This window comes from Pseudoalteromonas arctica A 37-1-2, from assembly GCF_000238395.3.
GTDB classification, from domain to species: Bacteria; Pseudomonadota; Gammaproteobacteria; order Enterobacterales; family Alteromonadaceae; genus Pseudoalteromonas; species Pseudoalteromonas arctica.
Genome location: NZ_CP011025.1, coordinates 1,892,782 through 1,918,624, shown reverse-complemented (window position 1 = coordinate 1,918,624; position 25,843 = coordinate 1,892,782). Strand labels below are relative to the sequence as shown.

Annotated in this window: 25 protein-coding genes and 2 pseudogenes; 11 read left to right on the top strand and 16 right to left on the bottom strand. The window is 38.6% G+C overall.

Annotated elements, in window-relative coordinates; all coding sequences use genetic code 11:
* Positions 1-94: 94 nt before the first annotated feature.
* The gene (locus PARC_RS08650) at positions 95-697 is read left to right on the top strand and encodes a hypothetical protein (protein WP_021032054.1); all 603 of its coding nucleotides are present in this window, start codon (positions 95-97) and stop codon (positions 695-697) included.
* A 394-nt stretch (positions 698-1,091) separates the two neighbouring features.
* Here PARC_RS08650 and PARC_RS08645 read toward each other — a convergent pair whose 3' ends face one another.
* Complete coding sequence (locus tag PARC_RS08645; protein WP_010552760.1) at positions 1,092-1,694, bottom strand: cold shock domain-containing protein; 603 nt, start codon at positions 1,692-1,694, stop codon at positions 1,092-1,094.
* A 238-nt stretch (positions 1,695-1,932) separates the two neighbouring features.
* Between PARC_RS08645 and PARC_RS08640 the strand changes: the two genes are divergently transcribed.
* Both PARC_RS08640 and PARC_RS08635 read left to right on the top strand, forming a co-directional pair.
* Positions 1,933-2,865: a permease gene (locus tag PARC_RS08640; RefSeq protein WP_238142572.1), complete on the top strand. Its 933-nt coding sequence runs from the start codon at positions 1,933-1,935 to the stop codon at positions 2,863-2,865.
* 166 nt (positions 2,866-3,031) lie between these two features.
* On the top strand, positions 3,032-3,427 hold the full coding sequence (locus tag PARC_RS08635) for an ArsR/SmtB family transcription factor (RefSeq protein WP_010552758.1): 396 nt from the start codon (positions 3,032-3,034) through the stop codon (positions 3,425-3,427).
* Positions 3,428-3,654: 227 nt separating this feature from the next.
* Here the strand turns inward: PARC_RS08635 and PARC_RS21755 are convergent.
* Both PARC_RS21755 and PARC_RS08625 read right to left on the bottom strand, forming a co-directional pair.
* Positions 3,655-3,789, bottom strand: a pseudogene (locus tag PARC_RS21755) (transposase); the annotation flags it as partial.
* 217 nt (positions 3,790-4,006) lie between these two features.
* Entirely contained in the window at positions 4,007-4,981 is a 975-nt protein-coding gene (locus PARC_RS08625; RefSeq protein ID WP_010552757.1) for a transposase, read from the bottom strand.
* Between the two features lie 135 nt (positions 4,982-5,116).
* On the opposite strand from PARC_RS08625, the pseudogene PARC_RS21750 reads away from it, so the two are divergent.
* Positions 5,117-5,332: pseudogene (locus PARC_RS21750) on the top strand (thiamine biosynthesis protein ThiC); the annotation flags it as partial.
* Between the two features lie 200 nt (positions 5,333-5,532).
* Here the strand turns inward: PARC_RS21750 and PARC_RS08615 are convergent.
* The 6 genes from PARC_RS08615 to PARC_RS08590 form a co-directional block, all read right to left on the bottom strand.
* Entirely contained in the window at positions 5,533-7,443 is a 1,911-nt protein-coding gene (locus PARC_RS08615; protein ID WP_010552755.1) for a hypothetical protein, read from the bottom strand.
* Entirely contained in the window at positions 7,436-7,930 is a 495-nt protein-coding gene (locus tag PARC_RS08610) for an ABC-three component system middle component 5 (protein WP_033013006.1), read from the bottom strand. The genes PARC_RS08615 and PARC_RS08610 overlap by 8 nt, the downstream gene beginning before the upstream one ends.
* Positions 7,930-8,544 carry an ABC-three component system protein gene (locus PARC_RS08605; protein ID WP_010552753.1) on the bottom strand — a complete coding sequence of 205 codons (615 nt, stop codon included), beginning with the start codon at positions 8,542-8,544 and terminating at the stop codon, positions 7,930-7,932. Before PARC_RS08605 ends, PARC_RS08610 begins: the two co-directional genes overlap by 1 nt.
* On the bottom strand, positions 8,544-8,894 hold the full coding sequence (locus PARC_RS08600; RefSeq protein ID WP_010552752.1) for a hypothetical protein: 351 nt from the start codon (positions 8,892-8,894) through the stop codon (positions 8,544-8,546). The genes PARC_RS08605 and PARC_RS08600 overlap by 1 nt, the downstream gene beginning before the upstream one ends.
* Positions 8,895-9,114: 220 nt before the next feature.
* On the bottom strand, positions 9,115-9,762 hold the full coding sequence (locus PARC_RS08595) for a hypothetical protein (protein WP_010552751.1): 648 nt from the start codon (positions 9,760-9,762) through the stop codon (positions 9,115-9,117).
* A gap of 247 nt (positions 9,763-10,009) precedes the next feature.
* Positions 10,010-10,618, bottom strand: a complete 609-nt coding sequence (locus PARC_RS08590) for a cold shock domain-containing protein (protein WP_010552750.1) — start codon at positions 10,616-10,618, stop codon at positions 10,010-10,012.
* A 381-nt stretch (positions 10,619-10,999) separates the two neighbouring features.
* On the opposite strand from PARC_RS08590, the gene PARC_RS08585 reads away from it, so the two are divergent.
* Positions 11,000-11,620, top strand: coding sequence for a trimeric intracellular cation channel family protein (locus tag PARC_RS08585; protein WP_002961255.1), 621 nt, complete (start codon positions 11,000-11,002; stop codon positions 11,618-11,620).
* Positions 11,621-11,691: 71 nt separating this feature from the next.
* Here PARC_RS08585 and PARC_RS08580 read toward each other — a convergent pair whose 3' ends face one another.
* Positions 11,692-12,201 carry a DUF421 domain-containing protein gene (locus tag PARC_RS08580; protein ID WP_010552749.1) on the bottom strand — a complete coding sequence of 170 codons (510 nt, stop codon included), beginning with the start codon at positions 12,199-12,201 and terminating at the stop codon, positions 11,692-11,694.
* A gap of 185 nt (positions 12,202-12,386) precedes the next feature.
* Between PARC_RS08580 and gloA the strand changes: the two genes are divergently transcribed.
* Positions 12,387-12,914: a lactoylglutathione lyase gene (gloA, locus tag PARC_RS08575; protein WP_010552748.1), complete on the top strand. Its 528-nt coding sequence runs from the start codon at positions 12,387-12,389 to the stop codon at positions 12,912-12,914.
* Positions 12,915-12,999: 85 nt separating this feature from the next.
* Here gloA and htpX read toward each other — a convergent pair whose 3' ends face one another.
* The 6 genes from htpX to bioB form a co-directional block, all read right to left on the bottom strand.
* Complete coding sequence (htpX, locus tag PARC_RS08570) at positions 13,000-13,863, bottom strand: protease HtpX (protein ID WP_007586783.1); 864 nt, start codon at positions 13,861-13,863, stop codon at positions 13,000-13,002.
* Positions 13,864-14,075: 212 nt separating this feature from the next.
* The gene (locus tag PARC_RS08565; RefSeq protein WP_010552747.1) at positions 14,076-15,659 is read right to left on the bottom strand and encodes an FAD-dependent oxidoreductase; all 1,584 of its coding nucleotides are present in this window, start codon (positions 15,657-15,659) and stop codon (positions 14,076-14,078) included.
* Between the two features lie 129 nt (positions 15,660-15,788).
* Entirely contained in the window at positions 15,789-16,472 is a 684-nt protein-coding gene (gene bioD / locus PARC_RS08560; RefSeq protein ID WP_010552746.1) for a dethiobiotin synthase, read from the bottom strand.
* 44 nt (positions 16,473-16,516) lie between these two features.
* Entirely contained in the window at positions 16,517-17,383 is an 867-nt protein-coding gene (locus PARC_RS08555; protein WP_010552745.1) for a methyltransferase domain-containing protein, read from the bottom strand.
* The gene (locus tag PARC_RS08550; protein ID WP_010552744.1) at positions 17,380-18,531 is read right to left on the bottom strand and encodes an aminotransferase class I/II-fold pyridoxal phosphate-dependent enzyme; all 1,152 of its coding nucleotides are present in this window, start codon (positions 18,529-18,531) and stop codon (positions 17,380-17,382) included. Before PARC_RS08550 ends, PARC_RS08555 begins: the two co-directional genes overlap by 4 nt.
* Positions 18,532-18,541: 10 nt before the next feature.
* Entirely contained in the window at positions 18,542-19,582 is a 1,041-nt protein-coding gene (bioB, locus tag PARC_RS08545; protein ID WP_010552743.1) for a biotin synthase BioB, read from the bottom strand.
* A 93-nt stretch (positions 19,583-19,675) separates the two neighbouring features.
* On the opposite strand from bioB, the gene bioA reads away from it, so the two are divergent.
* The 5 genes from bioA to PARC_RS22055 all read left to right on the top strand — a co-directional run bounded on the left by bioA (position 19,676) and on the right by PARC_RS22055 (position 25,509).
* The gene (bioA, locus tag PARC_RS08540) at positions 19,676-20,980 is read left to right on the top strand and encodes an adenosylmethionine--8-amino-7-oxononanoate transaminase (RefSeq protein ID WP_010552742.1); all 1,305 of its coding nucleotides are present in this window, start codon (positions 19,676-19,678) and stop codon (positions 20,978-20,980) included.
* A gap of 145 nt (positions 20,981-21,125) precedes the next feature.
* Complete coding sequence (locus PARC_RS08535) at positions 21,126-21,938, top strand: hypothetical protein (protein WP_007586790.1); 813 nt, start codon at positions 21,126-21,128, stop codon at positions 21,936-21,938.
* Positions 21,939-22,979, top strand: coding sequence for an extracellular solute-binding protein (locus tag PARC_RS08530; RefSeq protein ID WP_010552741.1), 1,041 nt, complete (start codon positions 21,939-21,941; stop codon positions 22,977-22,979).
* A complete protein-coding gene (locus PARC_RS08525) occupies positions 22,979-24,478 on the top strand; it encodes an ABC transporter permease (protein ID WP_010552740.1) in 1,500 nt (499 codons plus the stop codon). Before PARC_RS08530 ends, PARC_RS08525 begins: the two co-directional genes overlap by 1 nt.
* A gap of 14 nt (positions 24,479-24,492) precedes the next feature.
* The gene (locus PARC_RS22055) at positions 24,493-25,509 is read left to right on the top strand and encodes an ABC transporter ATP-binding protein (protein ID WP_007586793.1); all 1,017 of its coding nucleotides are present in this window, start codon (positions 24,493-24,495) and stop codon (positions 25,507-25,509) included.
* The last annotated feature ends 334 nt before the right edge of the window (positions 25,510-25,843 follow it).

Genomic DNA, 25,843 nt, shown 5'->3' with positions numbered 1-25,843 from the left:
AACGCTATTTAAATACAAAGACTAAGCAGTTTGATACATTCAAACCCGCAACAGCTGTTGAAAGCATTAAATATAAAATTACAAGAGGTACATAATGGAATTTACGACTAAACGCACCATGCTAATTACAGCATCTTTATTGTTGGTATTGGCAATAACACAGGCTATTTTTACTGCCCTTTACAGTGCAGAAATTAGTTTTTCAAGGCAGTATTCATGGGGACTAGAAGCAGTGGTTTTCACTCTACTTGTTGCCTTTGCAGGCTCTGCTATGGTGCAAGCAAAAAACTCTCAGCTAGGATGGTCGGCTATAACATTTAGCGCGATTCTTAACATAGTACAGGTAAGCATTGGTCTTACTTTGTTTTCAACATTTGGAAAAGTATCGGGTGCTGTAGAAGGCGCACAACCTTTAATTAGTGGCGTGGTTTCTTTGTCATTCATGATTTACTACGCAGCTAAATTATTATTGGGATTAGCAGCACTTGTTTTTGGCCTGTCTTTTATAGCTAAAGGTGGCAAAGCCATCGGCGTCCTTACAGCCTTAGCTGGCGGAGTTGCAATACTTGCCAATGCTATATTAATCATCTTTGGCCGTGATGGATTTATGCCATCAGGTGTTGCTGGCGCTTCAGGCATGATTGCTACATTACTTTTAGCAATCTGTTTAATATGCCTTAACCGTAAACAAGACTAAGGCTTGATACCTTACAAGTAAGGTACTCATTTTAAAAAAATATAAACATCGGCTCATACGCATATTAGATATGTCAATTCGCCGATGTTTTTACGTTTAAGTGATGATATATAAAGTGCCAGCCACCTTAATTATTTATAGCTAATTCACAAAGAGGCTATGAGGCGCTGCGCATTTAGAGGGGATAATAGCTTGAATCAAAACTTAAATGGGTCGACGATCCCTTTGGGTGTAAATTCTCAATCATTTTTTATAAATAACTTGGTGATATAATTATTGCCTTTTAATAATGTTATGGGGTAAATTGTAAATAACTGTATTTATATACAGCTATTAATTCTATTTTTATTCAACCAAACCTTTAACTAAAAGATTTATAAAATTACCACTCACTTTAAAACCGTGAGTCCCTCTCACAAAGTTTTCCATCTCCATCGCCATCCATTATTGTATTCGGGCAGTTATTAATAAAAAATACAGCTTCGGCTCGTGAACTCATTTGGCTACAGTGCTGCCTGCCATCACAGGTAAAATTATGGGTGCTTTTTGGTATCATTATGTTCGGGTATTGTGCGTCAAAGGTGGCTAAATCGGCGTTGGTAATAACAGGGGGTTGGCTATTAAATTGCTCGCTACTTTTATAATGGTTGTATTTATTTACTGCGACAAAGCCAAGCACGGCAATAATGCTAATTGAGGCAACTTTACCTAAAAAGCTACTGACAAAGTTAGATTTAGCCATACGATATGGCTGTTGATTGTGTTTTTGATAAGGGGCTTTAAGCTCTGCAACGCCTTCTATGCGGCAGTTAACTGCTTTGGTTTTACCGTCGGGCTGTGTTGCAACTTCAAAGTAAATAGTATCGCCAACTTTTGGCTTACGGCTCATATGTTTAAGCGCTGATATGTGTATAAACGTGTCGTGTTCTAGAGTGTCTGATTTAATAAAACCAAAACCTTTGTCGGTTTTCCACGACTTTAACAATCCTTTGTTCATTTTTACTCTTACCTTTAAAAAAACTTCTTTTAGCCGATTTTAATGCTCTTTATTTAGCATTAGCACACGTTCCTAATTTATTACCATCACTTTTTATTAAGTTATAAGCTATTGCTATTAATGTAGATTTTAAAAACAGGCTTTTATTTTTAGAGAAAACACAAAAGCACACTTGCACAATTGTGCTTATATGATTATATTGCGACCTCAAACTTGGTTTTACACATTAGAGGTTATTGTGAATACAGATAAAATGATGGTTGCACTTGATGAATTTATTCATGTTAGTGGAGGCTTAATATTAATTATTGCTGCAGTTTCTATTTTGACAGGGTTGATTAGGGAGTTTGTGCCGCAGGACAAACTTCAAGCAAAATTAACAAAGCATGATAAATGGGGCTCGCTGTTGGGAGCTAGTTTTGGCATGTTAACCCCTTTTTGTAGCGCTGCTGTTGTACCTGTAACCTTGGGCATGGCTACTATGGGTACATCGCTAGGTACTATTTTAAGCTTTTTAATTTCAGCTCCTTTATGTAACTTTATTGTACTAGCAATGATATATGCTGCATTTGGTTTTAAAGTGACAGCTATATATTTAGTACTAACCTTTAGTGCCGCCGTTATAGGTGGGTGGTTAATATCAAAATCACCATGGAAAAATGAAGTAAGACGAGGTGATGAGTTAGAGCTGGCTACTAATGGCAAAAGCTGTAGTTCAGGCTGTAGTTCAGATAATGCCGCACTATCACACAGTACTAATTCTGATAAGTTTAAAAATGTTTTAAAATTTGCTTTATCTTTATTTAAAAGGATTATTCCGTATGTGTTATTGGGTGCATTAATTAGTGGTTTATCGGCTGCTTATTTACCAGCTGAATTAGTTGAAAAATACGTAGGTGGCGGAGATTTAAAATCCATTATTATTGCTGCGCTAATTGGTATTCCGCTTTATTTGAGAATAGAAATGGCTATACCGCTTTTAAATGTGTTGATTTTAAAAGGTATGGGTATGGGCCCTGCTTTAGCACTGATAATAGGTGGTACGGGTGCGAGTTTACCTGAAATTGCTTTGGTTTCTTCGGTATTAAAAAGAAAGGCTGTATTAGCATTTATATTAATAATATTAACTACTGCAATTACAGGCGGTGTTATTTTTCAATACGTTATATAAGTTAGTAAGCACCACTTTTTAGTGGTGCTTTTGTTTTTTGTTAATGACTTAATTTTGTTAAAGCATGCGCTTAGCACCTGTTAGTTTTAAGGAAATTTAATTTAGGCTCTGGTATAATCCGTTCGTAAATTTTTATGGTATTTTATTATTATCAAGAAGGTACATAATGGATGAAATGTATATTGATGCGCTTAAAGCGTTATCAGATCCTACCCGATTAAGATTATTTTGGTTAGTTGTTGATGCTGGCCAACGTATTAATGTTGCTGAAGCAATGGATGTTATTGGTGATACGCAATATAACGTTTCTCGAAATCTTAAAATGCTACATAAAGCAGGTTTACTCACTTTAGAAAAAAAAGGTAAGTGGGTTTACTATACCCTTAAAGAGCAAAGCGCCCCTCACTGCCAAGCATTAGTAAATTCTGTTAAGTTTTTACCAAAAGAAACGTTTTCTGATGTATCAACTCGTTGCATGATGCGTTTATCAATGCGCGTAAACGGAGAGTGTGTTGTCGGCGCTAATAGTGAACAATGGTTGGCGGCGCTAGAAGCTGAATAAACAGCCGAGCTATATGCCAAACTAGACAGCCACTTTAATTGAACAAACAAAACTGTGCCAATAAACTTGCTCTAAAAGTTCAGAATTTATCTTTTATTACTGGGTTACTTTCATTTCATCCATCAAATAAGTCATTAGCCCTATTAAACCTAAATTACACGCATGAAAATAACTGCATAATGCAGTTGTGATTTATTACTGAATAGCTTTACTGAGTAGTTTAAGTTTTATGCCAGTAGCTTTTCGCAGTTACTGATATTTGATCGCCGTTTACGCTTTAAGTTTTCACAGTAACTTGCATGTGAAGTGGGTTTGCCTACTGCACCATGAAATACGCGCGTAAATTGCGTAGTCAGTTTTAACTGAAACTAAACTAGACAGCCACTTTAATTGAACAAACAAAACTGTGCCAATAAATTTGCTCTTAAAGTTCAGAACTTATCTTTTATTACTGGGTTACTTTCATTTCATCCATCAAATAAGTCATTAGCCCTATTAAACCTAAATTACACGCATGAAAATAACTGCATAATGCAGTTGTGATTTATTACTGAATAGCTTTACTGAGTAGTTTAAGTTTTATGCCAGTAGCTTTTCGCAGTTACTGATATTTGATCGCCGTTTACGCTTTAAGTTTTCACAGTAACTTGCTTGTGAAGTGGGCCTGCCTACTGCACCATGAAATACGCGCGTAAATTGCGTAGTCAGTTTTAACCAGTTCTCTGGGGAGATATTAAGCCTTTCTAACAAAGGTAGGTTCATGTTATCAATATACCCGCGTTTATCCTCTCGTATTATTCGCCCTGTTAGCTCAACAAGTTCAAGGTACGATTTAAGCTCAAACGGCAACCCTTTGGGCATAACCTGACGAGGCATACCAGCAAAACGTAGTAACTGTTTTGGTTGTTTACCTTCTGCCGCGCATGTTAAACGCTTTTGTACACTGGTATGGTCTGACTCTTCTGGGGTGTTAGTTATTTTGGCTCTAATGGGATTTAAATCGACATAGGCCATACACGCTGCAAGTGCTGCTTCATCTAGTAATGCTTGCGATTTGAATCTACCCTCCCAAAATCGTCCTGTGCAGTTATCTTCTTTATTTGCTCTGCGCGCAATGTCTTCATTTAACAACCGCATAAACCAGCTAATACTTGCTAGGCGTTCGCGGTATTGTTTAACCGTTTGGTTGAAAAAGATGAGTTCAACTTTACTTAGCTTTTCACCTTGTACATATTTTTGCGTTAACAATGTGCCTTTACAGAGTTTATGCCAGCGAATAACAATCGCTTTATCATTCAGCCTGTTTGCTTTCTTATCATCTACATATAGTACCAAATGGGTGTGATTACTCATTACGGCATAAGCACATACATCAAAACAAAATACCTTTGCTAATTCAAGCAGCTTATCTTCAACCCACCCTCGTCGATGCTCGTAAGATTGACCAGTAAAACGGTCTTCTCCACATAAAAATGCACGACGAACACAGCGTGAAATACAGTGATAGTATTTTGTATCAACCAAACTTACTTGACGCTTTCTTGAAATTGCCATAAGACACCCTGCTCGTTTTTTGCACTAACTAAAACGTAGTCCTAAATTTTGAAAAGAGCAAAATTTAGGATGGGTGTCATGTTAATTCTAACTTCGAAAAGTGAAAAATTTAGGGTGGGTGTCTAGTTTATTTTCGCCGTTGTTTTTGGCCTGTCTTTTATCGCTAGAGGCGGCAAAGTAATTGGAGGCCTTACTGCCCTAGCAGGCACAGTTGCAATACTTGCCAATGCTATATTAATCATCTTTGGCCGTGATGGATTTATGCCATCAGGTGTTGCTGGCGCTTCAGGCATGATTGCTACGTTACTATTAGCTATATGTTTAATAAGCCTTAACCGTAAACAAGACTAAGGCTAAATACCTTATTAATAAGGTAGTTACTTAAATAAGTTATAAACATCGGCGTGTATTAGAGATCTAATTCGCCGATGTTTTACGTTTAATGTATACGCTTAGCGCATTCCTAGTTTGTTCCCTCTTAGTAATCTAAAGTTAATTCACAAAGAGGCTATGAGGCGCTTCGCTTTTAGAGGGTATTTCATGTGAAAATGTTAAACATTAATTACATTCCCCACGTAATAGGGACCAACACCATATTCATCATTATTTAAATCATCTAAAGCCATTGAAGTACAAAGTATTATTTGAAAGTCTTTTTTATCTTTAAACATTTCTACGATGGAACGTTGAAAATTATGACTTCTAAAAGCTTTCATGCCACCATTTTCAATGGCATCCAGCATTAAAAATCTCGGTAGTCTGTAAAGCGGGTCTGACAATGACTCTAGTAAAGCAGCAAGATAAAAAGCGTTCTTTTTTATATAGTTAGAGCTACCTGAAAATTTCACCCTTCCATCTATTAGAGTTCTATCTCTTGAAAAATCAATTTCAATATCATTACTCTCCGCAGCCGCGAAAACTTCTTCATAAGGCTCTCCATTATCTCGTAAATCGGAGTGAAGAATAGGTAGCATATTTTCACAGATTCTTAGGTTAACTCTATCTCTTCGGTTTTTGCTAGATGCGCCGGCTGCTGCAATTTTTTCACGGAGATCTGTAATTGTGTTAATTAGCTCGGATTTCCTAGATTTATATTTATCTAAGTCGGTGATTATTTTAATCTGCTTTTCAATATTTTTAATTTCAGACTCTAAATACCCTATCTTCTTTGATCTTTTAATCAAACCCTGAGTTTCTATATCTACAGTTTTTGAACTCGACTGTAACTCACTTTGAGAATTTTTTAGGTGAGACTTTGTAATTACAAGTGCAGATTTCAGACCTTCTAAATGGCTTTTGTAATCACCTAAAACTTTAGCATTGCTTTTAAGTTGAAAGTCAATCTCTGTCAAAATTTGCATATAGTTGTTCGAATGATGAGATTCTTTTTTCGGGGCATTACATAAATGGCAAGTATCTTCATTAGAAGAATTAATCTCTTCCAAGCAGCAAGGGCAGTGTGTATATTTCATTGCACCAATGCAATCAAAAGCAGATTTGGATTCTAGCAATGATTTTTTTCTAAAATCAAGTGAGTCTCCAAATAGTTCACAATCAACTATTTCACCAATTGTTGCTTGTATCTCAATATTTAAAGACTGAAGTTGACGACTAAATAGGTCGACTTTCTTTTCTAAATCCTTGTAATTAGCTGCAGAATCGACTTCAAGTTCAGTAGTTACTTTTAAGTCAACGTCTTTATTATGCAAAGATACAATCTCATCAGAGATATTTATTACTTGTGCATTTAAGACATCAAGAGTTAAGCCTGAATCACTTCCTAACACTTTATACATGGCATTTAAATCAGCAGCTACTTTATCAAACTCTCTTTCTGCCAAAATAAGTTGTTGTCTCAATTTATGCGTGTCAAGATTATCTAAGCCCAATAAAAATTCAGCAATTGCAGTTCTTATACCTTCACTATCACCACGAGGATTATCTTCTGCGCGAAAAATTTTTGTTGATCCAGTTTCTTGATCTACATATAGGAACCTTAGTACTTGGTGCATTGTCAAATTGGCATAATCATCAGACTTATGATTATCCCAGCCTAACAACTCGAACAACTGTTGCGAAAAAGAAACTCGTTCACCAGATTCACTTCTTCTAGGGCCAAATTTTTTCCAACCTAGATTATCTAAACTTGTAACATCATAAGAACCATATTGGATTCGTATTGGGGGAATTTCACCCTTTACAATATCTCTTTTTATTGTAAATGAAATTCCATTAATATTAACCTGACAATATATTTCATCACAGTGATCCGCAGGGTAGAGCCATTGATTCTCTTTAATTTCTCCGCCTAAAACATAAAATAAAAGCTCTAATATTGTTGTTTTCCCAACAGAGTGATCACCCCTAATTACATTTATTCCTTGGTGAAACTCTTCATCATAAACACTACTTCCTGACTTTATGATTACTAGGCGCTCTACAAAAAATTCTGACCTAATCATATTTATATTCCATTAATCCACTTTTAGCCTTAAGGCCATTATTTCCATCCAATTTAACTTTAGGTAAACACTCAACAAGGATTTTAAAAAGATCACTATTTGTAAGTTTATCTGTTTTAAATTTTTGAATTAGTTCATTTGGAAGGTTTTGTTTTTCGAGACTTACAATATTGCGTTCAATATTAACTAAAGATTTTTGATACAAAGAATAAATTGCCGCTTCGTGTGTTGAATTCATTTCAAAAAACAGACTCCTTGGGCTTGGTGTTAACTCAAATGAATCACTTATATTACTAATTTTTTTTGCTTGATAGTTTAATGGCCTTGGAAAGCTTTCCATTCGCTTTAATAAATGAGGGTATACATAATAAAAACTAACAATTTTTAGCATGTCACAATGAACTTTATTATCCTTAGCCGCATATAAAATATTCAATATCCGATAAGAACAATGATTTACATCGTGAGCTGGATGATAAACTATCATTATACCCACTCCACATGGCATTTTTCTGTAAGGAAATACAACATCCCTTCAATTAACTCACTAGTGATATAGCCACCAGCTAAGCTTACCTCTTGATTTAATGGCTCAACAATAACGTTATTAATCATTGTTTTAATAGTTAAATCGTTTACACCATCTTTAATCAAAGGGACTATATGTGATCGAAACCTTGTTATAATAAGGCTTAAAACATGATTAAATATAACCTGGTATGACTTTATGTTCTGAAACCTTAAAATCAATTTTGAAGCTTTCTGGCTAGATATAAGGGCCTCATCAAGAAAAACACCTTTATTTGCTTTAATTAATTTGTTTTCTAGCCCAATTACTTGTCTAGACTCGCTATTTGTAATTTTACTTTGAAGCTCTTCAATTACATAAAGATAAATGGGGTTTTCTTCTTTTAATTTTTCATGTTGATTTATTAATACCTTAAGAGATTCAGCTCCTACTGTAATATTATATGATGGCAATTTAACCACCGTAGTTCCAATATTTAAGTCTCCATCAATATCATTATCTTTAATTTCATTGCCAGAAATATTTTTAGAATAAATTGAATTTAATGATCTATTTTGGTCTTGTATACTCATTATTTACTACCAATATTTATAGAGCCTTTTACCTTGTTATTAGAAATTTTGTTGTCAATAATATTCGTATCTATACTACCAACTGATAAATCATTAGCTACTTCATTGTCACAAATTTCATTTTTTTCAATCTTCCTCCTTGTAGGTTCAAGCTTATTTTTGTTATCACCAATCCATAACCAACCCATAATTATACAAAAAATGAATATGATAATAAGAAGCGCTAAATTTAAATATATATTCGTTTTAAAAATTTCAGAAGTAGATAAGTATGCTTTAATCAGTTCAACAAAAACCCATGCTGCAATCGCTGATGGTCCAGCAATTTTCAATGCACTCTTCCAATCCATAACTCACTTGTCCTTAAAATAATTAATATAAACTTTAGCAGAAGGCACATTGTAATAAACTAGGCTGTAGAACAACTACATCATCCTAAATCACTAAACTATCTTCTTAAATCAACGCTAAGCTTTTAAAGAATTCGGTTCTGCGTTCGGAACACATAATATATGAAGTAAAGCGGAATTAACCAACAGTCCTTTGTCCCGCTCTAAACGCATATTATGTTTATTTTCTATCCGTAATTGCTTCAATACCTCTAATTACAAATTGTTTTGAATATAAAGGGGATTTAAATCTAACTTTAGTTATTTTAACTGCTGATGAAATTAAAGAATTCACAGCATCAGCTAAACCTTCTTCTTTATATGCTGTTGATGGTTCACCACTGTTACTAAATCCCATATCAGGGTTTCGAGTTATACACTCAACTTTAGGGTGATTAATTTCTTTTAAATATGCGAAAAATGCATCTTTTGATATTACTAAACCAAATTCGCGCCAAGCATACTTTTTTCCCCAATAATAGCCATCTTGAGCAGTATGACTAACACGCTCATCATTTTTACTTTTGTTAACATTATGCTTACCTTCAGATAGCTTTGTTGCATATAGGTAGCTAAGCATAGGGTTAACATCTGTGTTTTTTGATAAACAAGATGTTTCTATTATTTTGTTACCATTCGCATCATCATAATAGCCAATATTATATCTCTCGCCCTCTTCAACTTCAGGGGTTCCATTTGCTTCAAACTTATAAACGGTATTTGTTGTAGCTGGCTTAAAAGAATGAATAAATTTACCGTTACCGATTGGTTCGATTTTATAGTCACGCACTATTAAGTCGTAAATAGTTTTTAGATACCTGGGTTTCATTACATCTCCATATAATTGAGTAAAGATAACATGCCAAAACAGCGTATATTACGTTGTTATAAATAAACTGAATAACCCTTTTATAACATATGATTACAACTGCTACTCAGTAGCCTTTGTAATTTAACCCCAAAACGACTTTTGATAATGTTATGGGGCAAAACTTACAACGCTGCATTTATACACAGCAATTAATTCTATTTTTATTAAACCTTACCTGTTAACTAAATGATTTATAAAATTACCATTAATTTTTAAACCGTGAATCGTTCTCACAAGGTTTTCCATCGCCATCACCATCCATTTTTGTATTCGGGCAGTTATTAATAAAAAATACCGCCTCAGCTCGGGAAGTCATTTGGCTACAGTGCTGCCTGCCATCACACGTAAAATTTTGCGTGCTTTTAGGAATAACGATTTTTGGAATAACGACTTTTGGGTATTGTTCATCAAAGGTGGCTAAATCGTCATTAGTAATAACGGGTGTTTGGCTGCTTGAGTGAGTGTTGTATTTATTAATCGCATAAAAGCAAAGTGCAGCAATAAGCGCAATTGAGGCAACTTTACCTAAAAAGCTACTGGCAAAATTAGATTTGGCAATGCGGTACGGCTGGTTATTGTGTTTTTGGTAAGGTGCTTTAAGCTCTGCAACGCCTTCTATGCTGCAGTTAACTGCTTTGGTTTTACCGTCGGGCTGTGTTGCTACTTCAAAGTAAATGGTGTCGCCTACTTTGGGCTTGCGGCTCATGTGTTTGAGCGCTGATATGTGTATAAATGTGTCGTGTTCTAGGGTGTCTGATTTAATAAAACCAAAACCTTTGTCGGTTTTCCACGACTTTAACAATCCTTTGTTCATGTATTCACCTGCTCTGCTTAAGCTGCGTTTTACGCAAATTCCATTTAGTTAACACTTGTTATTATACGTTCCTAAATTAAAACCATGCAACCAAATATTCATATTGCGTTAATTTTTACGCTTTACCTAATAAAATAAACGTGCTAAAAACAACTAAAACTCAACTTATTTTATTTATAATTTGCGGCCAAATGTCCTTTAATTAACATCAACCATTACGCACTCACCCACCAGCTTAACAGCTTGTTTACACAAGGTTTTGTCATTAGTTATTTCTATCTGAATTAGCCGTTTTTAGTACGATTTTTCATTCGTTATTTACTTAATTTATCTATACAATCCACACCTTATTTTTACGCACGTATTTTAAGTGATTATCTCATGCTATTAACGATTGTTTATATTATTGGTATTACAGCAGAAGCCATGACTGGCGCACTTAGCGCAGGACGAATGAAAATGGATTGGTTTGGCGTAGTGCTGGTAGCCAGCGCCACGGCAATTGGCGGTGGTAGCGTACGAGATATATTACTAGGCAATTACCCGCTTACGTGGGTACAACACCCAGAGTATTTATTAATTACCTGTATTGCCGGTATTGTCACTACGTGGCTGGCTAAATGGGTAGTTAAATTTAAAGGCATATTTATGCGCCTAGACGCTCTGGGTTTAGCTGCCTTTAGTATTATTGGCTGCCAAGTGGGGCTAAATATGGGATTGCATTACGGTATTTGTGTAGTGGCAGCCGTTGTAACAGGTGTTTTTGGTGGCTTACTGCGTGATTTAATATGTCGCCAAGCACCGTTGGTATTACATAACGAGCTATACGCGAGTGTATCGTTACTTGTAGCGTGCTTGTACTTAGCACTACACCATTACAATATAGACGACAACATCAGTATTATTGTGAGCTTGGTTGCAGGTTACTTAATACGTATGGCATCAATACGCTTTAAATGGCGCTTACCTACCTTTAGTTTATTAGAGCAGCACGCTAAATAAAAATAACCTTCAATACAAAATAAGGCAGGTAATATACCTGCCTTAGTTAATATAACTATTAGCGTATTAATTTAATGCCCGCTTACATCGCTTAACGCGGTTTTTAACCCGCTGTTATTTTGCTTAAGTACACTAAAACTGCCATCGGTTTCTAGCACTACGGCGGCTACATCTTCTATTGCTAATATTCCAGCGCCACGAATAGCGGCGCGAATTTCTGATTTTGTTACGCGCTGCGATTTAAGTGCAGCCGTGCAGTATTCACCATCACTCAGTAAAAGCGTGGGTTCTGCTTTTATAAGCGCTGCAAATTTTGACGAACGCACACTAAGCCACGTAATAATATATTGCAGCCCTATTAATACGACAAAGGCGAGTATGCCCTCAGCTAACGGAACACTTTTTGAAATGATCACCGAGGCTAATATAGAGCCCAGCGCAATGGTGACTATAAAGTCGAACACGTTCCACTTTGAAAGCGTACGTTTACCCGATACGCGCAGCCAGAACACCAGTGCAATATAACCCAGTACGCCTATTGTAAGTACACGTAATAACCCCTGAATATCATCGTAAAACATAGTGGCTCCTTGTATTTAAAATTACTTATAGCGTTTAGTTAAACCGTACACGCATACAAATTAAAGCTGTATGAATAAAAGGGGTAGTAGTGAGTTAAAGCAGTTTAAATTTAACTTATGGTTGATTATGATAACTTAAGCATTATATATCTATATTCGCTTTTTAATTATTAGTAAGGATCACCATGTCTAACTATAACGAATCTCCAGAACAAGTTGCACAAGCTACTCAAGGCTTTGTTATGCAGCAAACTATGTTGCGTATTAAAGATCCAAAACCATCGCTTGAATTTTACCAAAATGTATTAGGTATGAAGCTGTTAGGTAAGTATGATTTTCCTGGTATGGAGTTTACGCTTTACTTTTTAGGCTACGAGCAAGAATTGCCACAAGGTGATGATAAAACTAAAGCAGAATGGGTGTTTCGTCGCCCTGCGCTAATTGAGTTAACCCATAACTGGGGCACTGAAAACGACGACAGCTTTGAGGGCTACCACAGTGGTAACCAAGAACCTAAAGGATTTGGGCATATTGGTATTAGCGTACCGGATGTTTACGAAGCCTGTGAGCGCTTTGCAAAATACGATGTAGAGTTTGTAAAAAAACCAGATGATGGCTCAATGAAAGGCTTAGCATTTATTAAAGACCCTGACGGCTACTGGATTGAAATACTCTCTGCTGAGGGAATTACTGAAATTATTCTTTCTCAGTAATTATTATTTCTCGATACAAAAATATTACACATAAAAAAGCCTGCTTATGCAGGCTTTTGGTTATGTAGTAAGTAATATTTAAGCGTTACTTACGCAGTGCGTCTATTCGCGCATCAAGTGGCGGGTGCGATGAAAACAGCTCAGCCATGCCTTTGCCACTTGCAATACCAAAGGCCATCATTGAGCCTTCTAATTGCGAAGGATGGTTTTGCTTTAATCGCTCAAGGGCTGATCGCATTTTGTCAGCACCAACTAGTTTAGCAGCGCCGCTGTCGGCTGCAAATTCACGTTTACGACTGTAACTTGCCACTACTATGCTTGCTAGCACGCCAAATAATACTTGGAATAACATATCGAATAAGAAGTATGTCCAGCTACTGCCGCCCTCTTCTTCATCGCTATTAATAAAGTTATCTACAATGCCTGCCAGTACTTTTGCGGCAAATATTACAAAGGTGTTTACCACGCCTTGTATTAGCGTAAGCGTTACCATGTCGCCGTTAGCAATATGCGATACTTCGTGGGCAAGTACGGCTTCGGCTTGATCTTTGGTCATGTTGTGCATTAAGCCTGTGCTTACTGCCACTAACGAGTTGTTTTTACTTGGGCCCGTTGCAAAAGCGTTCATTTCTGGGCTGTCGTAAATAGCCACTTCTGGCATTTTAATACCAGCTTTTTGTGCTTGCGCAGATACCGTTTGTACAAGCCAATGTTCGGTTTCGTTTCGAGGCTGCGTAATTACATGCGCGCCTGTTGATTTTTTAGCGATCCATTTCGACATGAATAACGAAATAAACGATCCACCAAAACCAAATACGGTGGCTATAAGTAAAATTCCGCCTAGGCTACGATGACTTAAGCCCAGCGCGCTCATGATTATTGAAAGCACTACACCTAATACCAACATAACCGCTAGGTTAGTTAATAAAAACAAAAATACACGTTTCATATTGTCCTCACAAAAATAGGTTTGATCACCGAACATAAAATTAAATTAGGTTAAAGCAATCACTGCGTCATGACGCACTATGTCATAACGTTAGCGCTATTTTGTGACAAACTATGTCATAACACAAGTGTTATTTATGTGTTTATTGATAATTTTTTTAAGAAGAGTTTTACAGCAATTTTAAAACTAAAGTTTCTTTCTAAATCAGCTTATTACAAGCTGTTATTTAGCTCTGCCATATCAATTGGAAATCCACGCTCGTGTGCCAATATGCGTGCAACTTCGTCAATTTTTTCGCCGCTATTATGTTTAAGATACGACCATTGGTGGGTACTGCGGTGATGATTTACAGCAGAATCGCTGCTTATTATTCCCAATTTTATAAACTCACCCACTATTTGATCTGCCGCTATTAACGTTGACGATGCTTTAACATTTTCGGCCCGCGCATAATTAATATGCGAATATAAACTTACATCGGCTACGCGCAAAGTGTCGTCATCACCTGGGATTTGTTGCCCGCCAAACAAGGCATTATTTTGTGTGCTAGCACTTTTAAACGCGGGTACAAACTCGGCTACATAATCAATTGCTGTTTGGTTACGTGTTTGCAATGCTGCTTTGTCCCAGCCATCTTTAATATAATGCAGGTATTTATTGGGAAGTTTAGGTTGTGCGCTCATTAGTGTTGCATCAGCTAACCCATCATTAAACAATGTAATGTTGTTAGTCATGCCATGTATTTGAAAATAACCATTAGGGTAAGGCGTCAGCTGCGCCATACCTTCTGGCGTACCACGGTTACCATAAATAATTATTTCGGGTATTTGCCCACCAGCACCTTGCCAATGAGTAATGTAAGAGGCTTTAAATTCGACCATGCGTTTTACATCTACCCCAACCAGGTCGTCAATAATACCGGTTTGAAAACCACACGCATTAATAAGGTAATCTACCTCAATCGTTTGTGTATCGACTTGTGTATCGGTTTGAGTATCAGGTTGTTCATCAAGGCTTGGCTCTGATTGGTATTCAATGCGCCACTTAAGTGTTTGCTTATCATTATTGGTATTTATAACTGGTGATACACTTTTAACACTGGTGCTTGTTAAAACGTGAGCGTGTTTGTACTGTGCAAGGGCGAGTTGTGCACTGGCCGATAAACGAAATATATTCCAACCATATTCTTGTGCAACAATAAGCGGAAACTTTAGCTTATTTAAATCTAAATGCTTAGCAACGGGTATCATCCACTCATCTAACGACGTGGGCTTGGCTACTTGTTTTTGCTTAGCAAGCTTTAGCATTTGCTCATAACTATATAACTGATAATAATGCTCTGGCTCGCCTAATACTTTATTAGCGCTGTCTTGTTCAACAAGCTCGCTATAGGCTTTTACTAATTTATTTAAACGCGGAAATAAATCCTCCGGGGCGTCGTCATCGCGCTTGGGTACGGCAAATACTGTGGGGCGAACATCTATGGTGTGAGGATAAAGGCGAGCAATATCTATACATTGCTTGAGTAAATCTATGCAGTCTTCGTCGGGTATTTCACGGTATAAGTTGCCACCTGCATGCAAATGGCACATTGGAGGGCCATCAATTAACGACTTTTTCTTTTCAAGTACATAAGTTTCTAACCCTAACGCAGCAAGTCTAATGGCTATTGTGGCGCCTGCTGTACCCCCACCAATTATGCCTACGCGTTTTTTAGGTAAGCCATAGTTTAGTGCTTTTGGCTCAGCGCTTACGTGCGCATCAGGGGCGTAGCTTTCAATAAATGGGTGCGTCATATAGTCGTTATGTCCTTAGTAACTTAGTAACATTGTCTTTAAGCAAGCTATGTATTTATAAATGTTTATATGTGTACTAAGGCTGACTATTTCAAGATTTACCTAAAAAAGTAAATCTTTTTAAACCACTTAAGTGTTTATAGATAATGCACTAAGCAAGCTTTTGTATATTTGTAATTTAGGAGTTTGCTCGCTGTATGGGCTTATAGCAAGTATTGGGAACGGTAAACGTGCTTTGAGTGAATCAAGGTTTGCTTGATACTCGTCCATGTTTTTATCGACTTGGTTTGCAATCCAACCAACGCAGTTTATACCCATACTTTGCATATGCGCAGCGGTTAGTAACGCATGATTTAAGCAACCTAGCTTCATACCAACAACCAGTATTACCGGAAGTTGCTCTGCTTTAACCCAGTCGTATAAATACTCCGTATTGTTAATAGGTAACGCCCAGCCACCAGCGCCTTCGGTAAGTATGTAATTAGCGCCCTGCTGTTTTACATCTTTATAAGCATCACTTAGTTTATCAATAGTAATACTAACCCCAACTTTCTCCGCTGCTATGTGCGGCGCAATAGGGGGTGCAAACGCAAACGGATTTACTACGTCGTATTTAGCGCTGACTGTTGCGCTTTCCATTAGTATGAGAGCATCGGCGTTTACTAGTTGATCGAACGCCATTTCGCAGCCAGCAGCAAGGGGTTTAAAGCCAATGGCTTGTTTTTTGTGTTGGGCAAGTAACTTTAATAGCAAACTGGTAACGTGGGTTTTTCCGGCATCGGTGTCGGTGCCTGTTATAAAAAATTCTTTCATTACTTTGCCTTATGATCTGAATCTAACTTTGGTTAACTTAGCAATTAATCGCTTTTTTGTAATGATAACAGCACCACATGATAAGACACACATGCTTTGTTATTTATAAGCGGATACGCACTGCATACTTTTTGTAGAGCAGATTTGGTAAGTAGCCCTTGGCGCGTATTAGTATGATTTTGCGTAGTTGCACCTATAGCCTTAATTGAAGCAATAGCTTTTAAAGGTGTTGTGTATTCATCGGTGTAAATACGCTTTTTAGCGCTGTTAATAGTAAACCCTGCATTTTGGACTGATTGGTTTATATACAACTCACTATTAAAAGTATTTATGTGGCTGTTAGAATCAAGCGCTGCAAAGGCTGTTTTTATTTCGTTAAGTGAGCCCTCTACCACAGTGCTTATGTACGCCTGCCCGCCTGGTTTTAATATGCTGTAAAGTGACTGCATTAAAGCCGAAAAATTAGCAGACCACTGCACTGCAAAGTTACTGTAAATTACATCAACACTGTTTGCTTGTAGCGGTAAGTTATCCATATCGGCGCATATTTTTGGTGCGGTTAAATCACTACTTTGTAGCATGTTTAAGCTCAAATCCATGGCAATAACGCTTGCAAACATACTTTGTAAGGTATGCGTATTAACAAGTGGGCCTGCGCCTAAATCAACACAAAGCATATTTTTATTAAAGCCTGGTTTTATGAGTGCAAATAGATCACTCGCAGCATGTTTTTGTACATTTGCATGGGCGTTATAACTCGCCGCCGCCTTTGAAAACTTACTTTGGGTGGACTTTTTAAGCTCCTTGTTTAGCTCTCGACTTGGCTCTCTATTTAACTCGCTACTTACTAGGCACGGTTTTACAAGTTGTGTTTGCACTAGGTCTGTTTTTAATACTGGCTGAGCAGTCATGCTACTGCACCTACTAAATGCTTAACTAAGTGCGTTATGTCTTGCTCGGTATGTGCAGCGGTTAAAGTAATGCGTAAACGTGAGGTGTTATGTGCAACCGTCGGCGGTCTAATTGCAGTGAGCCAAATACCCTCTTGTTTAAGTTTATCTGCCGCTTGCAACGTTTGCTCAGCGCAGCCTAATACAATGGGCTGTATGGCTGTGTTTGACTCCATAACTGCAATATTATGGGTTTTAGCGAGTTGCTTAAATAATGCAATATTGGCATTTAGCTTATCGCGTTTATCATCGGCTGTTTTTATGCTTTTAATACGCGCAAGTGTGTGGCTTGCCATAAGCGGCGACATGGCGGTTGAATATGTGTAATCGCGATTAAATTGCAGCATGTATTCAATAAACTGTTTACTACCTAATACACAGGCACCACTACTAGCCGCTGCTTTACCAAAGGTAATGACTAATATATCTGGAAGCGTTTGTGTAATAAATGCTTCGCAACTGCCCAAACCGGTTTTACCTAATGCGCCAAAGCCGTGTGCGTCGTCAATCATTAGCCATGCATTGTGCTGTTTTGCAAGTGCGAGTAATTCTTTAAGAGGCGCGGTATCGCCATCCATCGAAAACACGCCTTCGCTTATAATAAGCTTGTTTTGCGCTTTTGATTTTTCGAGCCGTGAACGTAAATGGTTCATGTCGTTGTGATTAAAACGCACTAAAGCCGCGTTACAATGCAGAGCACCGTCAATCAAGCTTGCATGATTTAACTTATCTTGAAAAATAGCGCTGTTTTGTGCAGCTGCTTTATCTTGAAACAACGCTTTAATTACGCTGCTATTAGCGCTAAACCCTGAGTTAAATAACATAGCAGCGCCATAACCAAATTGCTCACATAAGTATTGTTCAAGCGATTTTTGCTGCGCCTGATAACCTGTAACCAATGCTGAGCTGTGACTCCCTAACGCGTGGGAGTCATTAAGGTTAACAGCTACATCACCAAAGCCTAAGTAGTCGTTACTGGCAAAGTTAAGATAGGTTTTATTATTAACCGTTATGGTGCGCGCTGTAGCGTGTTGCACTACGTGGCGTTTACGAAGTAACGCATCTTGCTGGCGAGCCTGCAGATGCGCATTTATAAAATCAAAAGGCATTGATATAAGCCTACGCTTCGTAAAACAATTCAGAGGTTGCTTTGTCGGCTACTTGCGATGAAAGCGAGGCTTCTACTGCTTCGTCTGAATAGTCGTGACGCTTTTCTGGGTTCATGCCTAATTTTTTGATGAGGTTCATATCGGCATCAGCGTCTGGGTTTTCGGTGGTAAGAAGTTTGTCGCCATAAAATATTGAGTTAGCGCCTGCAAAAAAGCACATTGACTGCATTTGCTCGTTCATGGCGTTGCGCCCTGCCGATAAACGCACATAACTGTGTGGCATCATAATGCGCGCTGTTGCAATGGTACGTACAAATTCAAAGTGATCTAAATCGTCTGCGTTTTCAAGCGGTGTGCCTTTAACTTTAACGAGCATATTAATAGGCACGCTTTCTGGCTGTTGTGGCAAATTAGCTAGCTGCATCAGTAACCCATAACGGTCGCTTGCTTGCTCGCCCATACCGACTATTCCGCCCGAGCATACTTTCATACCGGCATCGCGTACGTGGTCAATGGTATTTAATCTATCTTGAAAAGTACGGGTTGATATAATTTGCTCGTAATACTCAGGTGACGTGTCAAGGTTGTGATTATAGTAATCAAGCCCAGCGTCGCGAAGCTCATGAGCTTTTTCGTTAGTGAGTTTACCCAGCGTCATGCAGGTTTCTAACCCTAGCTCTTTTACTTCTTTAACCATTTGCGAAATGTATGGCATGTCTCTGTCTTTTGGATCTGACCATGCAGCACCCATACAAAAACGGGTCGCGCCTTTTTGTTTTGCAAGGCGTGCTTGCTCTACTACTTTTTCTACTTCTATTAAGCGTTCGCGTTCTAAATCGGTTCGATAATGGCCTGACTGCGGGCAGTACTTACAGTCTTCTGGGCAAGCGCCTGTTTTAATTGATAACAACGTAGAAATTTGCACTTCATTTGGGTTGAAGTTAGCACGGTGAACCGATGCTGCTTTAAAAAGTAAATCGTTAAATGGCATTTCAAATAATGCTTTAACCTCAGCGTGGGTCCAATCGTGACGAACAGGTGCAAGTTCCATAATACTCTCTTATTTTTTCTCAGTGGTGATATTGGCTTAGTCTACGAGTTGAAGTAACATTGTCAACGAAGTCCACCAAGATAAAGTTTACATATGATTAAAAAGAATACGATTGACCTTGATTTTGATCGTGAGCACATTTGGCACCCATATACATCTATGACTAAGCCAATTCCGGTATATCCCGTTACACATGCAAATCACAACATTATTCACCTTGAAACTGGCGAGCAATTAATCGATGGCATGGCCTCGTGGTGGAGCGCAATACATGGCTATAACCACCCTGTTATAAATAACGCCATGATTGAGCAAATCAACTGTATGAGCCACATTATGTTTGGCGGTATTACGCATAACAGCGCGGTTGAGCTTTGCAAAAAAATAGTAAATATAACGCCGCCTAGTTTAACTAAAGTGTTTTTAGCCGACAGCGGATCGGTAAGTGTTGAAGTAGCAATAAAAATGGCGCTGCAGTATTGGTTAAGCCAAGGTATTACAACAAAACAAAAATTAATGACGCCTTACAAGGGCTACCATGGCGACACTTTTGCAGCCATGAGCGTATGCGACCCCGTTAACTCAATGCATAGTTTATATTCAGGCTTTTTACCTGAACACGTTTTTGTACCTGCACCGGTTAGTCAATTTGGGGGCGAGTTTAACCAGGCAGAAGCACAAGAGCTTGAAGCGTACTTTAAAACAAACCATAACCAAGTAGCCGCCTTTATCATTGAGCCAATAGTACAAAACGCGGGTGGGATGAACTTTTATCACCCCGATTATTTAGCCTGCGTGCGTAAATTATGCACTCAATATAACGTACTGCTAATTTGCGATGAAATAGCCACAGGCTTTGGCCGTACAGGTAAATTATTTGCTGTAGAGCACGCCAATATAGAGCCCGATATAATGTGTATTGGTAAAGCATTAACTGGCGGATCAATGACGCTATCGGCCACTATAACAAGTGATAAAATAGCCATTGGCATAAGCGAAGGTGAAGCAGGTGTTTTAATGCACGGCCCCACTTTTATGGGTAACCCGCTTGCCTGTGCTGCGGCCTGCGCAAGTATTGATTTATTACTTGAGCAAAACTGGCAACAACGAATAAAACAGCTAAACACCCAACTACAACAACTTAATAAATGCAGTGAACTAGATGCGGTTGCCAATGTACGAACCTTAGGCGCTATTGGTGTTGTTGAACTAAACGAGGCTGCTGGCAATGTTGATGTTGCTAAAATTCAGGCTTATTTTGTAGAGCAAGGCGTATGGATACGTCCATTCGGTAAACTAATTTACCTTATGCCACCGTATATAAGTGACGACACCAGTATAAAAACACTGTGTGATGCCATTTATAATGCCATTAAAGGCAAGCATTACGCTTCCTAATACAAGTTATAGCGCTATTTACTGTAACCTACCGCTACATTTAGTGTTTTTATCTATTAAGCGAGTTTGTGGTTATTGATCTCGTTAACTATTAGCTATATGATAATGTCTATCATTTACAATTACCTTTTTGGACTTCTTTGCTATGAAATTACTATTTAAACCAGCCAAAACTTTAGGTGCAAGCCTTTTACTAGCCTCGGCGTTTATGGCTCAACCAGTATTAGCTAACGGCCCTATTGGCGAGCATGTTAATCATCTTCAAGCTAACCTTAAAAGTTACGCAGAAGAAGTAGAATGGATGGTAGGCAAAGTTGATACCATGGTAAGCGACTACGACACTAAAGGCGCAAAAGCTGTAAAAACTGATGATTTAATTGAATACTGGGAATCAGTTAAGTTTCACAGCGCAATAGAAACTAACTTTGTACCGGTATACGCTTCTATTTGGCAGGGTCTTTATGGCGTAAAAATGGCCATTGATAATAAACAGCCTGCTGAGGAAGTTCGTAAACAACAAAAAGCGATGAACATAGCCTTGTGGCAAGGCCTTGGGGCTGTTAAGCTTGCTGCAAAATTCCAGCAAAAAGGCTTGTTAGACACTGTAAAAGCAACCGCTACAAAAGAAATGACACAAAGTGCCACTATTGATGAAATTAAGCACAAATTAGACCGTGTAGTAGCTAAATTTGCTGAGCGTTTACAAGACGAAGCAACTGAAATTGTTCACGATACTTATCTACACCTGTTTGAAGGCGTTGAAGGTACACTTATAGAACAAGACGCTAACCTAGTTGAAGTGCTGGAAAAAGACTTTAACGTAACACTGCCACTAGCAATTAAAAACAGCAAAAGCGTAGATGAAGTACGCGATGTGATCAGTGATATGCAAACAAAATTAGACCGCGCTAAGGTTTTAATAGAAAAAGCCGAAAAAGCCCGTAAGGATGTATTTTAAGTGAAGCGTAGGACCTTTATTCAAGGCCTAGCTGCGTTAGGGGTGGTTGGCTCATTGCCACTGCCTCTTTCTCGTGCGCTAGCCGCTGATATAGCAAACCCAGTTTCTGTTGACGATTTACCAAAGCTTAAAGGCGAGTTAACCCTTTATTTAGGCCGAGGCGAAGGTGGTTTGTATGAAAACGTATTGCAAGCGATCCAGAAAAAAAATCCAGACTTTAAACTCGGTATACGCCGTGGTCCTACTGCTGCTTTAGCAAATACTATTGTTGCAGAAGCTAAAGCTGGCGTTCGCCGCGCTGATTTATTTTGGGCGGTTGATTCAGGCGCGATTGGTTTAGTAACCGATGCAGGCCTTGCACAACCTATCCCAGGTGATTTATCTGCTCAGTTACAACCACAATTTAGATATAAAGAGTGGGCTCCAGTAACTGGCCGTATTCGTACATTGCCATATAACACGTCGCGTTTGACCAAAGATCAAATTCCAACAAGTATTATGGAAATTGCCGACAGCGATTTAAGTATTGGCTGGGCACCCGCCTACGCTTCTTTTCAATCGTTTGTAACCGCAATGCGAATTTTAGAAGGCGATGACAAAACCGCTAAGTGGCTCAAAAAGATTAAAAAACGCGCTAAAACATACGCTGGTGAATTAGGTGTTGTTATGGGCGTTGAACGCGGTGAAGTTGATATTGGTTTTGCTAATCATTATTACACATTGCGTTTAAAATCAGGCAAGCCTGATGCTAAGCTTGATTTAGCATTTACACAAAATGATGCTGGCTGTTTAGTTAATGCATCGGGTGTATTAGCACTTAACGATGATCCGCTTGCTACTAACTTTATGCGTTACTTACTAAGTAAAGAAGTACAAGGTTACTTAGCCAGTGAAGCGTACGAAATTCCGTTAGTAAATGGTATTACCCAACCTGAGGGTCTACCGTCACTTGCTAATATTTCTCCACCTAAAGTAGATTTAACACAGCTTGCTGATTTACGCCCTACTATAGATTTGATGCGTAGCAGCGGCGTATTGTAATGAGAATACCTGCCTCTTATCCAATGGCGCTGCTTGCAGCGCTTGTTGCGCTTACCCCTGTTTATGTATTAATAGTGCTTGCAAGCGATGCAAGCTCAGTGTTTGACACCCACAATCTTCAAATTTTAGGTAACACGTTATCGTTAATGGGTTTAACGGTACTCGGATCTATTTTAATTGGTGTGCCACTGGCGTTTATTAGCGCGTATGTGCATTTACCATTTAAAAAACTCTGGCTGGTTGTATTTGCAGCCCCACTGGCAATTCCCAGTTATATTGGCGCGTTTACACTTTATGCTGCTTTTGGCCCCGGTGGCGAAATAAACACCTTAACAGGAATAGAAACACCATCAATGTATGGCCTAACAGGCGCTGCAATTGTGATGACGCTTTATACTTTCCCGTTTGTAATGATGACAACTCGCTCATCCCTACTAAGCCTTGATGCAAGCATGGTTAATGCCGCGCGTACGCTGGGTATGTCGATGACGCAAAGTATATTTAAAGTTATATTACCGCGCGTAGTTAACGGTATTGCAGCAGGCTCTTTGTTAGTCGCGCTTTATACGTTATCAGACTTTGGCACGCCCGCAATGATGCGCTTAGATACGTTTACCCGCGTAATTTACGTTGAATACAACGCTTTTGCGTTAGGGCGCGCAGCTATGCTTTCGCTTCAACTGATGGTTATTGTTGGCTTTTTACTTTTAGTTGAATCACAAATAAAAACAGCCCCTGAGCGCCAAGGTCGCCCGTTAATTTTATTCCCAAGCAAACTACAGTTAAGTGCAATATTTATTACATTTGCACCTGTTTTACTGCTCGCTATTGGCTTGCCTTTGGCTATATTTTCGCTTTGGTTAGCTCGTGATGGTTTTACCTCATTTGATTTTAATATTGCGTGGAACTCTACGTATGCGTCGGGTATTGCGGCAATTGTAGCCGTTATCGTTGCGATCCCCGTTGCACATGCCGCACTGAGTGGAAAAGCGGGTCGTATAATGGAGCGTGTTACTTACTTTGGTTTTGGTATTCCGGGTATAGTAATGGGCACAGCGCTTGTTTACGGTGGATTGCAGTTGCCGTTTTTATACCAAACACTAGGACTGCTTATTATTGCTTATATGCTGCGGTTTTTACCACTTGCTGTAGGCTCTGTTAGAACAAGCACCGAACACTTAGATCCAAGCTTAGTAAAGTCTGCGCGCGTATTAGGGGCAAGTCCACGTGAAGTATTTACTCGTATAACACTGCCTTTAACTATGCGCGGTATTATCGCCGGTGCAGCACTGGTATTTTTAGAGTCAATGCGCGAACTCGAAGCCACGCTACTACTTGGCCCAACAGGGTTTGAAACCCTCTCTACCTATTTATGGCGTGTATACGAAGCGGGCTATTTTGGTCGCGCTGCTATTCCTGGATTATTGTTAGTAGTGATATCTGCCTGCGGGTTAGCTATTATGATGTCTGGCGAAAAACGCAACCAGTTTGAACATTAAGGATTTAAGAAACAATGCTATCTGTAAGTCAGTTGTCTATAGATTATGGCAGTAACCGCGTAGTAAGCGATTTAAACTTATCGCTGGGTGAAAACGAAATCCTTATGCTTGTAGGGCCAACAGGTTGCGGTAAAAGTACAATTTTACAAGCCCTTGCTGGCCTTATACCTATTAGCGAAGGCGAAATAAACACGGGTAAATGGCGCGCTACACCCAAATTAACAATACCTCCTGAAAAACGCAGTGTAGGTATGGTATTTCAAGATTTTGCGTTATTTCCGCACTTAACCGTACAGCAAAACATTTGCTTTAGATTAAAAGATACAGCCCCTGCTGAGTATTGGATAAACCTACTTGGACTGAGCGATTTTAGAGATAAAAAACCAGCTACGCTTTCTGGCGGACAAAAGCAACGTGTTGCACTTGCGCGCACCCTTGCCCACCAACCTGATTTTGTATTGCTTGATGAGCCGCTTTCAAACTTAGATGCCGCCCTTAAAGACATGCTTCGTTGGGATATTAGAAACGCACTTAAAGCAGCTGGCGTACCTGCGATTTGGGTAACACACGACCAAGAAGAAGCACTCTCAGTTGGCGATCGTGTTGGTGTACTTAAAGGCGGCAAAATTCAGCAAATCGATACACCCGAGCGCTGCTTTAGTACCCCAAATAATCGCTTTGTGGCACGCTTTTTAGGTGAAGCCAGCTTTATTAGCGGCCAATTTAGCCAAGGACAAGCCACTACCTCAATTGGTAATGCTCCCGCTCATGGCGTTGACTGTGAAAGTGGCGACGTTGATGTACTACTTCGACCTGACGATGTGTTACTTGTACAAAGCAGTGTTGGCAATAACGGCGAAGTAATTTGGGTACGTTTTGAAGGTGGCAGCCGCTTGTGTGCTGTAAAACTTGCGTGCTCTACGGTTGTAACTAGCCGAGTAAGCCATGAAGTTGTTGTAAACCCTGGCGACGAAGTGCATGTATCACTAAGTACCTCGCACCCATTAGCGGTTTATAAATCTATAGACTGATTAAAATATTGATGTAGGCATTAATTTAAACATTAATACCTACATCAATACTTACTATTTAGACCCAAAATTCAGTTTAAATACGTTCCCCGTTAAGACCCTATCTCGCTTAAAAACAATACTTTTTACCTATAAAAAACTCACTATAGTCAATAAACAACAATAATATGCAGGTTAAATTATGAACCTCTTGCTATTAATCAGCTGTTGCTGTTTACTGAACAAAGATTAATGTTAAATAGTTCCTCTCAGATATCACTTATCAGGTTACGCCTTTTATATTAGTTAAAACCACACACAAACATTAAAACACATTATTAAGCATTGCTTTTAG